This is a genomic window from Terrabacter sp. 05T424, assembly GCF_056396225.1.
Genome location: NZ_JBFTLB010000012.1, coordinates 98,985 through 112,941 on the forward strand (window position 1 = coordinate 98,985; position 13,957 = coordinate 112,941).

The 13,957-nt window shown below is 73.1% G+C and carries 13 protein-coding genes; 4 read left to right on the forward strand and 9 right to left on the reverse strand.

Annotation, left to right across the window (positions count from 1 at the left end):
- Window positions 1-89: 89 nt before the first annotated feature.
- The 4 genes from AC1DE0_RS19990 to AC1DE0_RS20005 form a co-directional block, all read right to left on the reverse strand.
- Window positions 90-1,478: a L,D-transpeptidase family protein gene (locus tag AC1DE0_RS19990; protein ID WP_478104748.1), complete on the reverse strand. Its 1,389-nt coding sequence runs from the start codon at window positions 1,476-1,478 to the stop codon at window positions 90-92.
- Window positions 1,479-1,625: 147 nt separating this feature from the next.
- Window positions 1,626-2,468 carry a thioesterase family protein gene (locus tag AC1DE0_RS19995; RefSeq protein WP_478104752.1) on the reverse strand — a complete coding sequence of 281 codons (843 nt, stop codon included), beginning with the start codon at window positions 2,466-2,468 and terminating at the stop codon, window positions 1,626-1,628.
- 9 nt (window positions 2,469-2,477) lie between these two features.
- Window positions 2,478-3,191: a TetR/AcrR family transcriptional regulator gene (locus AC1DE0_RS20000; RefSeq protein WP_478104755.1), complete on the reverse strand. Its 714-nt coding sequence runs from the start codon at window positions 3,189-3,191 to the stop codon at window positions 2,478-2,480.
- Between the two features lie 41 nt (window positions 3,192-3,232).
- The gene (locus tag AC1DE0_RS20005; RefSeq protein ID WP_478104758.1) at window positions 3,233-4,213 is read right to left on the reverse strand and encodes an L-lactate dehydrogenase; all 981 of its coding nucleotides are present in this window, start codon (window positions 4,211-4,213) and stop codon (window positions 3,233-3,235) included.
- Between the two features lie 94 nt (window positions 4,214-4,307).
- Here AC1DE0_RS20005 and AC1DE0_RS20010 point away from each other — a divergent pair, with 94 nt between their 5' ends.
- The gene (locus tag AC1DE0_RS20010) at window positions 4,308-5,084 is read left to right on the forward strand and encodes an SIR2 family NAD-dependent protein deacylase (RefSeq protein WP_478104763.1); all 777 of its coding nucleotides are present in this window, start codon (window positions 4,308-4,310) and stop codon (window positions 5,082-5,084) included.
- Here the strand turns inward: AC1DE0_RS20010 and AC1DE0_RS20015 are convergent.
- On the reverse strand, window positions 5,081-6,436 hold the full coding sequence (locus AC1DE0_RS20015) for an aspartate aminotransferase family protein (RefSeq protein WP_478104766.1): 1,356 nt from the start codon (window positions 6,434-6,436) through the stop codon (window positions 5,081-5,083). The two genes, AC1DE0_RS20010 and AC1DE0_RS20015, sit on opposite strands and share 4 nt — an antisense overlap.
- Before the next feature lie 150 nt (window positions 6,437-6,586).
- Between AC1DE0_RS20015 and AC1DE0_RS20020 the strand changes: the two genes are divergently transcribed.
- On the forward strand, window positions 6,587-7,993 hold the full coding sequence (locus tag AC1DE0_RS20020; protein WP_478104771.1) for an NAD(P)/FAD-dependent oxidoreductase: 1,407 nt from the start codon (window positions 6,587-6,589) through the stop codon (window positions 7,991-7,993).
- Window positions 7,994-8,023: 30 nt separating this feature from the next.
- On the opposite strand, the gene AC1DE0_RS20025 is transcribed toward AC1DE0_RS20020, so the two are convergent.
- The 4 genes from AC1DE0_RS20025 to AC1DE0_RS20040 form a co-directional block, all read right to left on the reverse strand.
- Entirely contained in the window at window positions 8,024-8,836 is an 813-nt protein-coding gene (locus AC1DE0_RS20025; RefSeq protein ID WP_478104775.1) for a 2-phosphosulfolactate phosphatase, read from the reverse strand.
- Window positions 8,837-8,856: 20 nt separating this feature from the next.
- Entirely contained in the window at window positions 8,857-9,534 is a 678-nt protein-coding gene (locus AC1DE0_RS20030) for a CAP domain-containing protein (RefSeq protein ID WP_478104779.1), read from the reverse strand.
- Window positions 9,535-9,641: 107 nt separating this feature from the next.
- Window positions 9,642-10,361 carry a DsbA family oxidoreductase gene (locus AC1DE0_RS20035; RefSeq protein WP_478104782.1) on the reverse strand — a complete coding sequence of 240 codons (720 nt, stop codon included), beginning with the start codon at window positions 10,359-10,361 and terminating at the stop codon, window positions 9,642-9,644.
- 11 nt (window positions 10,362-10,372) lie between these two features.
- Window positions 10,373-11,233, reverse strand: a complete 861-nt coding sequence (locus AC1DE0_RS20040; RefSeq protein ID WP_478104786.1) for an alpha/beta fold hydrolase — start codon at window positions 11,231-11,233, stop codon at window positions 10,373-10,375.
- 107 nt (window positions 11,234-11,340) lie between these two features.
- On the opposite strand from AC1DE0_RS20040, the gene AC1DE0_RS20045 reads away from it, so the two are divergent.
- Both AC1DE0_RS20045 and AC1DE0_RS20050 read left to right on the forward strand, forming a co-directional pair.
- Window positions 11,341-13,044: an alpha/beta hydrolase gene (locus AC1DE0_RS20045; protein WP_478104790.1), complete on the forward strand. Its 1,704-nt coding sequence runs from the start codon at window positions 11,341-11,343 to the stop codon at window positions 13,042-13,044.
- Window positions 13,041-13,667: a hypothetical protein gene (locus tag AC1DE0_RS20050; RefSeq protein ID WP_478104794.1), complete on the forward strand. Its 627-nt coding sequence runs from the start codon at window positions 13,041-13,043 to the stop codon at window positions 13,665-13,667. Before AC1DE0_RS20045 ends, AC1DE0_RS20050 begins: the two co-directional genes overlap by 4 nt.
- Window positions 13,668-13,957: the final 290 nt, after the last annotated feature.

Sequence of the window (13,957 nt, forward strand, 5' to 3'; positions counted from 1 at the left end):
TCTCCCTATGACCACTCGCGGCAGCGCACAAGAGACAGGGCCGTCCGAGGCGTTCATCGGGACGACCCTGTCTCCAGCGGAGCCCGGCGTCAGTGGTAGACGACGACCTTGTCGCCGACCCGCACCTTGAAGAAGAGCGCCTTGATCTGGGCGTGGTCGGCGATGTTCACGCAGCCGTGGCTGGCGCTGGCATAGCCGAGGCGTGCGAAGTTCGACGAGTAGTGCACGGCCTGGCCGCCGGAGAAGAACATGGAGTAGGGCATCGGGGTGAAGTAGAGGTTCGAGATGACGTACTCGTACATGCGCGAGACGCGGAAGGTGCCCTCGCGGGTCTCCTTGCCGGGACGACCGAACCGCGCCCACATGACCATCAGCGGCTTGCCGTCGACGACCCACGTCAGGGTGCGGGTGGCCTTGTCGACGCACATGACACGCCCGGTGCGGCAGCGGCTGTCGAGCGCGCCGACCGCCGGCATGACCGGACGGAGGCCGGCGTTGAAGCGGTGCTGGTCGAAGGTGCCCGGCGTGTAGGTCAGGGCGACGAGGCGTGACCAGGTGCGCTGGTCGATGACGCCGGACTGGGGGAGGTTGCGCTGCTGCTGGAAGGTGAGCACGGCGCGGTCGAGCGCCGACCAGTAGACGCCGGTGATGCCGTAGCCCCACGCCCCCAGGGCCCGAAGCCGCAGCTGGACCTCCTTGAGCTGGGCGGTCGGGGCCGTGCGGCCGATCGCGACCGGGCTGGCGGTCACGGTCTTGAGGCGGTCCCAGGTGCGCTGGTCGACGACGCCGGTCTGCGGGAGGTCGTAGAGGATCTGGAACGTGAGGACCGAGCGGTCGACGGCCGACCAGTAGACGCCGGTGATGCCGTAGGCGAAGCGCCCGTTGACCTTGAGCCGCACCTGCAGGTCCTTGACCCGCACGGCCGAGGCGGTGCGCGGAAGCACGACCGGGCTGTTGGTGAGGGCGCGAAGGCGATCCCACGTCGGCTGGTCGACGATCCCGGTCTCGGTGAGCCCCCCGGCGTGCTGGAAGGCGAGGACCGAGCGGTCGACGGCTGACCAGTAGACGCCCGTGATGGCATACGGGAACTGCCCGACGAGCTTGAGGCGCACCTGGAGGTCCTTGATCCTGCTCACCGGCGCCGTGCGGGGGACGATGGCGGTGGGCGCCGCAGCAGCAGCGACCGCCCGGGCCGGCGCGGGCGTCGCCGTCGCCGGCTGCGCGGGTGCCTGGGCCTGGGCGCTGGTCTGCTTGTTGCTCTGGGTGCTGGTCTGCGTCGTGGGCGGAACCGTGGGGGCAGTCGTGGCTGGAGCGTTGGTGGTGCTGGTCGTGCTGGTCGTGCCCGTCGGTGCCGGCGTGCCCGTGCTGTCGTCGGCCCGTGCGGCGGGCGCACCCAGCGTCAGGGCGACGACCGCGAGGGCGGCGGCGACGGCGGTGGTGGTGGTGGTGCGCTTGTTGTCCATGCGGATCGTCCTCATGGTGTCCCCTGGTCTCTGACCGCGCTGCGGCGTGTGTGAGTCGGCGCGATCGCGCCCCTCATTGTGGCAGCCAGTCGCCCGTTTCGCGCGGTGTGCCTGCACCTCCCAGACGCGCCGGATCGGCAGAAGGTTGTCGCGGGACGTGGATCAGGCGCCGGGCAGTCGTCGCACCGTGAGGATCTGCTCGGCCCGGCCGACGGGCCCTTGCTCGTCGTGGATCGTGGTCGACGTGAGCCCGAGGCCGGTGGGACCCATGGTCACCCGTGTGTCGAAGCCGACCCAGCCGCGCACCGGCTCGCGGAAGAGGTGGACGGCCAGGTCGACGTTGGGAAACATCCACTCGCGCGGTGAGACGCGCACTGCGATGCCGTTGGCGGTGTCGGCCAGTCGCACGAGATCGGCTGTGGGAGAGCAGGTCTCACCGTCGACCAGCGGGTTCAGTGCCCGGATCCACGCGACGGTGCGGCCGGGACGGCGGTCGGGAGCGACGCGGAACTCGAGGCCCTCGATGTAGCCGCCGTCCCACGTGTCGGTGCCCGACCAGGGCTCCAGCTCATCGGGGCCGGGGATCGCCTCGAGCTCGACGCCGGCCACCGGCTCGGAGTCGTGGGCCGCGAGCCGCCAGGCGTGCGCGCGCACGACGGCGCGGCCGTCGACGACCATCGTCGCCTCGACCAGCTCGATGGTGCGCCCGGGCCGGGTGGTCCGCACCTCCACGCGACTCGGCCGGGCCGGGATCATGCCGAGGATGTCGAACGAGATGCGGGCGAGCTGCATGCCCTCGCGGGGCTCGTGCAGGTCGATCTCGTGCGCGAGGATGCCGCTGACCGGCGCCATGTGCTGCTCGTCGTCGCGCCAGGCGCCCTGCACGTGCACGGTCGGGCCGTAGAGCCCCGGGCCGAGCCGGCGGTAGAAGGCGGCGGTGTCGCGGTCGAGCGCGTGCGTCGTGGCGTCGCCGCCGGGTTGGTCGTGGGGGGAGTCGCTGGTCACCCGGCCAGCCTAGGCACCTGCTGCTCCGGGCTCGGCCGCCCCGTCCGTCAGGCCGAGGCCCAGGTCGACCATGCGGACCAGCCTCGGTGCGAGCTCGTCGACGGCCCCCGGCGGCAGGTCGCGAAGGGGCCCTTCGAGGGCCAGCATCGCCATGCCGTGCACGGCGGACCAGGCGAGCAGCTCGGCGCCCGGGCGCTGGTCCGGCGACATCACGCCCGCCTCCACCATCGCGTCGAGGGCCGTCGACAGCAGCTGGAACGGCGTGAGCCCGGCGGCCCCGGCGGCGTGGGCCGAGGCTGCCCGGCTGAGGTCGACGGGCACCGCGAACGCCGTGCGGAACAGGCCCGGCTCGTCCATGGCGAACCGCAGGTATCCGACGCCGACCGCCCGGAACCGGGCGCGGGCCCGCTGCCGACGCTCGAGTGCCGGCGGGACCGCGTCCATGGTCGCGCTGATGACGTCGGCCGCACGGGCCTGCGCCCGCGAGACGACGTCGCCGAGCAGGGCGTCGCGGTCGGCGAAGTGACGGTACGCGGCATTGGCCGAGACCCCGACGCGACGCGTGGCCTCGCGGAGCACGACCTTGTCGGGGCCCCCCTCACGGGCCAGGTCGGTGCCGGCCTCGAGGAGGGCCCGGCGCAGGTCGCCGTGGTGGTAGGTCGCCCGGGGCTCGACGGTCCCGTCGAGGGCCCCGTCTGGCTCGGAGGCGGCGGACGTGCTCACGGCCCCATCATGCTCCGCCGCCCGAGTGCCCGTCAGAGTCGTCAGAACCCGAAACGGCCGGCCGTCGCGCGCACCGCGTCCGCCGAGGCCCGCAGCCCGGTCAGCTCCTCGTCGGTCATCGGCACCTCGATGCGATCGCCGACACCGCCGGCGTGCACGATCGCCGGGACCGAGAGGCACACGTCGCTGATGTCGTAGTAGTCGTCGAGCAGCGACGAGACGGGCAGGATGCGGCGCTCGTCGTTGAGCACGGCCTCGATGATGCGTGCGGCGGCGAGCCCGATCGCGTAGTTCGTCGCGCCCTTGCCCTCGATGACCCGGTAGGCCGACTCGACGACGTCGGTGGCGATGCGGCCACGCGTCTCGGCGTCGAGTCCCCTCGACCCGTCGTGCGCCCGCCACTGGAGCAGCGGCACCGACCCGATCGACGCGGACGACCAGAGCGGCAGCTCGGAGTCGCCGTGCTCGCCGACGACGTACGCGTGGATGCTCTGGGCCGCGACCTGGGTGTGCTCGGCCAGCAGGAACCGCAGCCGCGACGAGTCGAGCACGGTGCCCGACCCGAAGAGCCGCTCGGGCGGCAGGCCGGACACCCGCAGCGCGGCGTACGTGACGACGTCGACGGGGTTGGTCACCATGACGTGCACGGCGTCGGGGGCGACCTCGACGAGCCGCGGCAGGATCGAGCGGACGATGCCGATGGTCGACTCGGCGAGGTCGAGCCTGGACTGGCCCGGCTTCTGCTTGGCGCCGGCGGTGAAGACGATGACGTCGGAGTCGGCCAGCACCTCGATGTCGTCGGACCCGTCGACGCGGGCCATCGGCACGAACTGGATGCCGTGGCTCAGGTCGAGGGCCTCGGCACGCACCTTGGCGGCGTTGACGTCGAAGAGCGCGACCGTCTGGGCTGCGCCACGCATCAGGGTCGCGTACGCGAGGGTGGCGCCCACAGCGCCGGCTCCGACGATGCCGACCTTCGTGCGCCGACGGTGCCGGGGCGGTTCGGGTGTGGTGCCGCTCATCGTGACTCCTGCGCTCCGAGGGTGGTGCCGGCAACGCTACCGACGTGTCGCGGTCCGGGAGTCGCGCGCGGCGAAGTCGTGCGAGCCTGTCCGCATGGTGGTTCCCGAGCCCGTCCTCGAGGCGGCCGTCGAGGCGCGGCGCGTCGTGGTGGTGACCGGCGCGGGCATGTCGGCCGAGAGCGGGGTGCCGACGTTCCGTGACGCCCAGACCGGGCTGTGGGAGCAGTATGCCGCGGAGGACCTCGCGACCCCCGAGGCCTGGGAGCGCGACCCCGCGTTCGTCTGGGCCTGGTACCTCTCGCGGTTCGGCGCGGTCGCGCACGTGCAGCCCAACGCGGGCCACCTCGCCGTCGCGCGCTGGGCCGATCGGGCGGCCGATCCAGCAGTCGTCCGGGTCGTGACCCAGAACATCGACGACCTGCACGAGCGGGCCGGCAGCCGCGACGTCGTGCACCTCCACGGGTCGCTCGCGAGCTTCCGCTGCGAACGGTGCGAGACGGCATACGCCGGTCCGGTCGTCGCGCCCGAGCAGCCGGTCGAGCGCCTGGACCCACCCACCTGCTCGCGCTGCGGTGGGCAGGTGCGGCCGGGTGTCGTCTGGTTCGGCGAGCTGCTGCCGCTCGACGCGTGGGAGCAGGCGGTCGCCCTCGTCGAGGCCGCCGACCTGGTGCTCGTGGTGGGCACGTCGGGGATCGTGCACCCGGCCGCCGGGCTGCCCGTCCTCGCCCGCGGCGCCGGCGCCGTCGTCGTCGAGGTCAATCCGCTCGAGACCGACGTCTCCGACGTGGCCCACGTGGTCTGGCGCGAGACGGCCGCCCTCGCCCTGCCGGCGCTCGTCGCGGCGGTGGAGGCGCGCCGAGGGCGCGTCTAGGCGAAGAGCTCCTCGAGGCAGGCGTGGAACATCTCGGTGTGGGCGTCGACGTCGGCCGCCGTCGTGGCCGGGCTCATCAGCGCCATGTTGTGGAACGGCGTGAGCAGGATGCCGCGGTTGAGGGCGTAGAGGTGGAGGTACTGCTGCAGCTCGAAGTCGTCCGCGTCGTGGGCCTCCCGGCCGTCGTGCGAGGGGCGACCGGAGAAGTTGTACTCGGCGCGGGCCCCGAGCCGCGTGACGTGCCAGTCGGCGCCGACCGCGTCGATGCCGGCCTGCACCCCGTCGGCCCAGGCGTCGGCCAGCGGCACCATCTGCTCGAAGGCCGCGGGGGTCATCACCTGCTCGAGCGTCGCCTTCATGGCGGCCATCGAGAGGCCGTTGCCGGCGAGGGTGCCGCCGATGCCGCCCACGTCGATCTCCTCGAGCTCGACGGAGGCCGCGATGCGGTCGGCGATCTGCTGGCTGAATCCGAAGGTGCCGCAGGGGATGCCGCCCCCGATCGACTTGCCGATGACGAGCAGGTCGGGCGCCAGACCGTGGGCGGCCGTGTAGCCACCTGGCCCCGCGCAGATGGTGTGCGTCTCGTCGTTGACGAGCAGCGCGCCATAACGGGTGGCGAGCTCGCGCACGCCCTCGTTGTAGCCGGGGTCGGGCAGCACGATGCCGATGTTGGTCAGCGCCGGCTCGACGAGGACCGCGGCGACGTCACCGTGGGCTAGCGCCCGCTCGAGGTCGTCGAGGTCGTTGAACTCGACGACACGCGTCGTCTCGGACGTGGGCACGGGCGCCCCGATGTTGCCGGGCCGGTTCCTGGTCGAGCCGTCCGGGCCGAGCGTGGCGAAGGCCTCGTCGACGGACCCGTGGTAGCACCAGTTGTGCACGACCACCTTGCTGCGACCGGTGAGGTGGCGGGCGTATCGGATCGCGTGCCGGTTCGCGTCGGTTGCCGTGAGCGTGAACTGCCAGTACGGCAGGCCGAACCGCTCGGCCAGGCCGGTGGAGACCGCGATGGCGTCCTCGGTGGGCAGCATCGTGGTGATGCCGCGCCCGAGCTGGTGGGTCACCGCGTCGACGGTGGGTGCGGGGGAGTGGCCCATCATCGCGCCGGTGTCGCCGAGGCACAGGTCGACGTGGTCGATCCCGTCGACGCACGTGAAGTGGGCTCCGGCCGCCTCGGCGACGAACACGGGGAAGTCTCCCGGCCACTTGACCATCCAGCTCATCGGCACGCCGCCGGGCATGTGGGCGGCGGCCTGCTCGGCCAGGGACCGCGACCGCGGCCTGGCCTCCACGAAGGCCTGGCGCTCGCGGGCGTGCAGGACGGCGAGGTGGGCGCGGTCCACGGTGCTCATCTGCGCATCCTGCCCGGGCGGGGGCTCCGGCGGAAGGGGCGAGGCCCCTGATGGCACCTGCGGAATCCGTAGGTGTTGGAAGGGGATTCAAGTGAAAATCCACAGGATGCGAGGTCTTGCGGGCGCGCCCCGAGATGGCATGATCCCGCCATGCCCCCAGCCTTGCCGCCCTCCATGACCACGAGCGGCTATCGGGGGCTCAGCCTCTGGCACGACACGATCGACGACATCGAGCCGCGGCCCTCGCTCGGCGCCGACACCGAGGTCGACGTCGCGATCGTGGGGGCCGGCTACACCGGGCTCTGGACGGCATACCACCTCGTCTCGGCCGACCCGACGATCCGGGTCGCCGTCATCGAGAAGGAGGTCGCCGGCTTCGGCGCCTCCGGGCGCAACGGCGGCTGGTGCTCCGCCCTCTTCCCGACCTCCCTCAAGCGGATGGCGGCCGAGCGCGGTCGTGACGCAGCGGTGCGGATGCAGCACCGCCTCCACGACACGGTGGCCGAGATCGGGCAGATCGCCGAGTCCGAGGGCATCGACTGCCACTTCGAGCAGGGCGGCTACCTCTCCGTCGCCCGCAACCCCGCGCAGCTCGAGCGGATCCGCGAGGAGGCCGCCGACCACCGCTCGTGGGGCTTCGGCGACGAGGACCACCGGCTCCTCGACCCGCACGAGGTGACCGCCATCGCGTCGGTCTCCGACGCCCTCGGCGGCTCCTTCACGCCGCACTGCGCCGCGATCCACCCCGCCCGGCTGGTCCGCGGCCTCGCCGACGCCGTCGAGCGCCGCGGCGTCGCCATCTACGAGCGCACGAGCGCCGTCGACATCCGCAGCCACCGCGTCGTCACGCCCCACGGCACGGTGCGCGCCGACCACGTCGTCCTGGCCACCGAGGGCTACACCCCGACCGTCGCGGGCCGGCGCCGCGCCATCGCGCCCATCTACTCCCTCATGACCGCCACCGAACCGCTGGCCGACGACGTGTGGGCCCAGATCGGCCTCGAGGGTCGCACCACCTTCGCCGACAACCGGCACCTGACGATCTACGGCCAGCGCACGCGTGACGGCCGCATCGCCTTCGGGGGCCGGGGTGCGCCGTACCACTACGCCTCCAAGGTGTCGCCCCTCTACGAGCGCGACGAGCGCGTCCACGCCAGCCTGCGTCGGATCCTCGTGGAGCTCTTCCCGGTGCTCGACGGCGTCACCTTCACCCACGCATGGGGCGGCAACCTCGGCGTGCCCCGTGACTGGTTCCCGTCGGTGCGCCACGACCGCCACACCGGCCTCGCGTTCGCCGGCGGCTACGTAGGCGACGGCGTCGCGACGTCCGCGCTCGCCGGCCGCACCCTCGCCGCGATGATCCGTGGCGACGACCCCGAGGGGCTCGCGACACTCCCGTGGGCCGGCCGCACCTCGCGCGACTGGGAGCCTGAACCGCTGCGCTGGATCGGGGTCAACGCCGTGACGGCGCTCATGACGTCGGCGGACTGGTCGGAGCGCCGCACCGGCCGGCCCTCCCGTGCGGCATCGGCCTTCTGGACGGCGATCGGCCAGTAGGTCCGCGCACCCCGCGAGCAGGTGCGAGCGTCAGCGGCCGTATGCCGTGAAGGCGCCGTCCACGAGCACGGGCACCACCTCCGACGTGTCGAGCTCGCCCGCCACGGCGACGTCGTCGGGCCAGCCCTGCTCGACGAGCTCGCGACCGCTCGCGCAGCCCGTCAGCGCCTCGTCGAGGCGGTCCTCGACGGCGAGCCAGGCGGTGCCGGCCGCCTCGGCCTCGGGACTCAGCAGCAGGGGACCCGCCCGGTGCTCGAGCCTCCCCGCGAGGGCGGCGACGACAGCGCCGGCGCCCCAGAGGTCCTCGACGGCGGGCCGCAGCGAGCCGTCTGCCCAGCGCTCCCCGGCCGGCACCACGACGACGGCAGGGGGCGTCGCCGACCCCACCGTCGAGTCGAGCCAGTCGACGAGCCAGGCGGCGACCGCCGGGCGGTTGCGCAGCGACGCCGCCACGACCTGCGCCCCCGCGCCGGCGAGGAGTGCTGCGATCGTCGAGCCGTTCGGCGAGGGGAGCACCAGGTCGCGCAGCGGGCCGGCCGCCCGGATCGAGGTGGGCGAGAGGCTCACGCCTCCGTCGGCGCGTGACGTGGAGCGCGGCACCGCCAGGGTCGCGCCGCGCTCGTCCGCGAAGACCCGGGCCGAGTCGTCCTTCCACGGGTAGGGATGCACGCGGGTGCCTGCATCGGCGGCGACCGACACGCACGTGGTGAAGCTCAGCACGTCGACGACGACGGCGCACACGGGTGACCCGGCGGCGACGGCATACGTGGTCAGGGCCTCGCCGGCCGTGGGACCCCAGTCGAGCCGGACGACGTGCTGGTCCTGCGAGTGCCACGGGTGCATGACCCCAACCTAGAGGGGTCTCAGGCCCCGAACGCCTGCGTCCAGTAGGTGCCGTAGGAGCCGCCGGTCGCGACGCCGACGCCGATGGCGCGGTAGGCGCAGTCGAGGATGTTCGCCCGGTGACCGGCGCTCGCCATCCACGCCTCCATGACGGCCTCGGCGCCGCGCTGGCCGGCGGCGATGTTCTCGGCGAGGGCGCCCCCGACCCAGCCCTCGGACCGGATGCGCTGCGCGAAGCCGCGCCCGTCGGGGCTCGTGTGCGAGAAGTACGCGTGGGAGGCCATGTCGGCGCTGTGGCGCTGGGCCGCTCGGGTCAGCGCCGGGTCGGGCGTGACCGGCCCGCAGCCCGCGCGGGCGCGCTCGACGTTGACGAGCGCGACCACCTGCGAGGCCAGCTCGTCGCCTGGCGGTGTCGGGGCGGTGCCGGAGGGCGACGTCGACGGGGTGGTCGACGGGGTGGTCGACGGGGTGGTCGACGGGGTGGTCGACGGGGTGGTCGACGGGGTGGTCGACGGAGCCGGCTCGTTCATCTCGCTGATCGTGCTCGTGGGGGTGGGCCGCGGGGGATGCCCGAGGCGCACGTCGCCCGCCGATCGCAGGATCGCGACGCCGGCCAGCACGAGCAGCGCGGACGCTGTCAGCGTGAGGACCATGGCACGACGTGACCCGAGATCCGCGGGGTCGGTGTGCCTTCCCATGAGCGCCTTTCGTCGACCGGCGAGCGGTACCTTACGCGTCCGGGGGGCATGCGGGCGCGTTGGAGGACGGGCGGGTCCCGGCCTCAGGCGCGTTCAGGCGGCGGGGGTCAGGCGCCGCAGACGCCGCCGCACCCGCCGGCACCGCAGCCGCCCCCGCAGCCACCGCCCGCGGCGACCGGCTCGGGCACCTCGTGCCGGTGCTCCCACGCCGTCTCGAGCGCCTGGGCGAAGACCTCGACCGGCTGTGCGCCGGACACGCCGTACTTGCGGTCGAGCACGAAGAAGGGCACCGACTCGATGCCGAGCATCTTGGCCGTGGCCTCGTCGCTGCGCACGTGGTTGCCGTAGTCGTCGGAGTCGAGCATGTCGCGCACCGCGCCGGCGTCGAGGCCGATGTCGGTGGCGAGGCGCACGAGGGTCTCGCGGTCACCGACGGCGAGCCCGTCGGTGAAGTAGGCGCGCATGAGGCGCTCGTGGGCGGCATCGGCCAGGCCGTGCTCGGCGGCCAGGTGCACGACTCGGTGCGCGTCGAAGGTGTTGCCGTAGCGGGCCTGCTCCCAGTTGAACTGGAGCCCGAGCTCGGTGGCGGCCGCAGCCATCGACCGGTGCTGCGCGACGGCCTGCTCGCGGGTGGTGCCGTACTTGGCGGCGACGAGATCGACGAGCGGCACGTCCGACACCGGCTCGGCGCCGCGGTCCAGCTCGAAGCTGTGCCACTGCACCTCGAGCTCGTCGGCGTGCTCGAACTGCGCGATGGCGGCCTCGAGGCGCCGCTTGCCGAGGTAGCAGAACGGGCACACGATGTCGGACCAGATGTCGATCTTCACGGACGTGAAACCTACCCGCGCACGCCGGTGTTCCCCACATCGCGCGTGATGCGGCGCACGATGGCCGACGCCGCCTGCTCGTCACGGGTCTCGGGCAGCCAGTGGCCCGCGTTGAGCTCGACGAACTCGTAGTCGCCCGTCACGTGCTCGCTGGTGAGCTCCGCCGCGGTGCGCCCGAGGAAGGGGTCGCGGTTTCCCCACACGTACGTCGTCGGCACCTCGACCCGGTGCGCTCGCGCGTGCGAGTGGCGTGCTGCCCGGTACCAGTTGATCGGCCCGGCGAGCGCGTCAGGGCGAGCCAGCCGGGCGGCATACCTGCTGCAGTCCTCGCTGGGCAGCCCGCTGCGCGCCATGAGCGACTCGAAGCGGGCAGACACCGCCCGCTCGGGCAGCCGGGGCACCTGGAAGGCGGCCATGTACCAGCTCTTCCGCTTCTGCTCGACCCCCCGGCGCCAGGCGCGGCCCATCGCGGCGGGGTGCGGTGTCGAGAGCACCGTGAGCGAGGCGATGCGCTGCGGGTGGTTGGCGGCGACCAGCCAGGCCAGCGCCCCGCCCCAGTCGTGGCCGACGAGGTGCACCCGCTCACGTCCGGACGCGTCGACGAGCGCCAGCACGTCGGCGACGAGCTCGTCGAGGCGATAGGCCCGCACGTCGGTCGGTCTCGCCGACGGCGAGTAGCCGCGCTGGTCCGGTGCGAGCGTGCGCAGCCCGGCAGCGTGGAGCCGTTGCGCGACGCGGTCCCAGCTCGAGCGGTCGGTCGGGAAGCCGTGCAGCAGCACCACGACCTCGCCCGCGAGGGGACCGGCGTCGGTGACGTCGAAGGTGAGGCCGTCACGGCTGAACGAGGTGGTCCGCTGGTCGGGGTGGCGCATGCCCCCATCCTGCCCGGCGGACGGTCGGGGGACGGCCCGCGGTCGGGGTGTTCCCGTAGGGGGCAAACCTGAGGCGGCCGCCCCACGCGCCCACCTACTGTTGAGTCATGTCCCAGGGGTCCGGTCCGCGCCCACCCGGGCGCGCCGGCCGCCCGTGGTGGCACCTGTCGCGCACCGGACTCTTCTTCGGCGCCGCCTACTTCCTCACCGCCATGTCGCCGAGCCTGCTCCCGCGCACGTGGTACTACCAGGGCCTGATCAGCGGTCTCTGCGCCGTCGCCGGCTACGCCCTCGGCGTCACCGTCGCGTGGGTCGTGCGCACCGTGGCGAGGCTCATCGACCTGCGCGTCATGGTGAGCGGCGAGGCGCGGCACTGGCTGCTCGTCGCCGCGCCCGTCTTCGGCGGCGTCGCCGTGCTCGGCCTCACCGTCGCCAACGTGCGCGCCCAGGCCCGCACTGCCGCGGTGGTCGGGCTGGAGCCGCTCGACCCCGTCGACTGGGCCCTCGCGCTGGCCCTCGCCGCCGTCATCTCCGTCGTCTTCCTCGCCATCGCGCGGGGACTGCGCAGCGCCACGCACCACCTCGCCGAGGCGGCCGGCCACGTGCTGCCCCGGGCGCTCGCCAGCGTCATCGCCGTCGTCGTGGTCGCCCTGGCGACGGCCTGGGTGACCGACAGCGTGCTCTTCCACCGTGGCATGCAGGCCTTCGCGGGCATCGCGGCACAGGTGAACTCGAGCTCGCCGAGCGGTCGCTCGGCGCCCACGTCACCGCTGCTCTCGGGCAGTGCTGGGTCCCTCGAGCGCTACGACACCCTGGGCTACCAGGGCCAGATGTTCGTCACGAGCGCGCCGACGGCCGCCCAGATCTCGCGCGCGACCGGGCGCGGGGCCATCGACCCGATCCGCGTCTACGCGGGGCGCACCAGCGACCGCACCGTGTCCGACGTGGCCGACGCCGTGGTGGCCGAGCTGAAGCGCACCAACGCCTTCCACCGTCGGGTGCTGGCGGTGTTCACGACGACCGGCACCGGCTGGGTCGACGACTGGTCGGCGCAGTCGGTCGAGTACCTCGCCAACGGCGACAGCGCGATCGCCGCGATGCAGTACTCCTACCTGCCCAGCGCGATGTCGATCATGACCGACCGAGACACCCCCCGCGAGGCGGGCAAGGCGCTCTTCGACAAGGTGTATGCCGTCTGGAAGGCCCTCCCGGAGGACGAGCGCCCGCGGCTCGTCGTGGGCGGCGAGTCGCTCGGCGCGTACGGCGGCCAGGCCGCCTTCGCCGACGCCGATGACATGATGGCCAGGGCCCAGGGCGGCGTGTGGGTGGGCACTCCGAGCTTCACCGGCATCGCCGAGTCCCTGACCACGCGGCGCACCGAGGGGTCGCCCGAGATCGTGCCGGTGGTCGACGACGGGGCTCACATCCGCTTCGCCGCGAGCGGCGACCAGCTGACCCACGACTACTACGGCCGCGACTACGGCACGTGGGACTTCCCGCGCTTCGTCTACGCCCAGCACCCGTCCGACCCCGTCGTCTGGTGGAACCCGGCGCTGCTCGGCGCCGAGCCCGACTGGCTGCGCGAGCCGCGGGGGCGCGACGTCAACCCCGACGTCACCTGGATCCCGTTCGTCACCTTCTGGCAGCTGACCACCGACATGGCCGTCGGCCACGACCCGCCCGACGGCTACGGCCACCGCTACGGCGCCGAGCTCGTGCCGGCGTGGGGGTCGGTGCTCGGCGGGTCGCCGACCGACGACTACTCGAAGATCGTCGAGGGCATCGACGAGACGGTGAACCGGGTCGAATGAGCGTCAACCGCTTCCACGGCCGAATCGCCGGCGTCGGCTCGACCTCCGGGGTGCGCGTCGTCGTCGGGGCGTGGGACCGCACGCCGCTCGGGTCCTTCGCCGATGCGATGGTCGAGAGGGACGACGGCCATCGCCTGCTTCTCGCGCCGAGGGCCGAGGTGGCGGCGTTCATCGAGTCGACGTACGCCTTTGACGAGGTGCGCCTCGAGGCGTTCGAGGTGACACGGACTTCGCAGTCGTGGCAGGTGCGTTCGCCATCCCTGACCCTCGACCTGACGGTCGGAGGACGTATGCCGCTGGGCCGGCTGCTGCGCGTCGTGCCCGGTCGGGTCGCGGCGAGCCCGGCCTGGGCGACGGTGGTCGACCCGATGGCTCGAGTTGCCTTGCGCGGCGTGCGAACCCGCGGCACTGCGCTCGAGGGGCGGCAGGAGTTCTACGGCGCGACCGACCTGCGCCGGGTGGTCGCCATGCGGGGCAGTCTCGAGGGCGAGCCGCTCGGCACGCTGGCGCCGGTCGACCCACCGTGCCGGTTCGGCTTCTCGTCGACCCCGCGCACGCCGTCCGTCACGACCGTCGTGACCACGGTCGTGACCAGTGGCGACACCACGCCCGTCACGGACTAGCTCCCCGGGGCCTCTTCCCAGTCGAGTGCCCAGTTCCCCACGTCGGGAAGTGGGCACTCGACTCTCCGCCCGGTCGAGTGCTCAGTTCCCGACGTCGGAAAGTGGGCACTCGACTCTCCGCCCGGTCGAGTGCTCAGTTCGCGACGTGGCGGATTCAGGCGGTGGGTGCAACACCGTTGATGTCGTTGTCGGACAGTAGCCGCTCGAGCTGCTCGGCGGGGGTGGCCCACTGGTGGCGTTTGCGGGGTCGTCGGTTCATCTCGGAGGCGACATTCGCCAGGATGCCGGCG